The sequence below is a fragment of the Streptomyces viridosporus genome, from assembly GCF_002078235.1.
Classification (GTDB): Bacteria; Actinomycetota; Actinomycetes; order Streptomycetales; family Streptomycetaceae; genus Streptomyces; species Streptomyces viridosporus.
Window position 1 is genome coordinate 1 of the sequence record NZ_MSGP01000623.1, and the last position, 432, is coordinate 432.

Here is a 432-nt window from a genome sequence, read left to right on the forward strand (position 1 = left end):
CGCTGCGCGACGGCCTGAAGTTCGCGAACGGCGACAAGGTGACCGCCGCCGACGTGAAGTACTCCATCGACCGCGCCCTCTCGATCGAGGCCGAGAGCGGTGTGTTCGCGCTGCTGTCCGGCATCGACACCGTCGAGACGCAGGGCGACCGCGAGGTGATCTTCCACCTCAAGACCGCCGACGCCACCTTCCCGTACAAGCTGTCCACTCCGGTCGCCGGCATCGTCAACCCGGACGACTACGAGAAGGGCAAGCTGCGCGACGGCTTCGAGGTCGACGGCTCGGGTCCGTACACCCTGGACGCGACGGTCGAGGGCGACGAGCTGGTCCGGGCGACGTTCACCAAGAACCCCTCCTACAAGGGGTCGTTGAAGGTGAACAACGACAAGGTCGAGATCGTCTCCTTCGAGGGCGCCGACGCCATGGGCGACG

1 protein-coding gene is annotated in these 432 nt (G+C 66.4%); it reads left to right on the forward strand.

Features of this window, described 5'->3' with window-relative positions; all coding sequences use genetic code 11:
- The coding region (locus B7L92_RS43035) for an ABC transporter substrate-binding protein (RefSeq protein ID WP_255311269.1) at nt 1-432 on the forward strand (432 nt) is incomplete at both ends.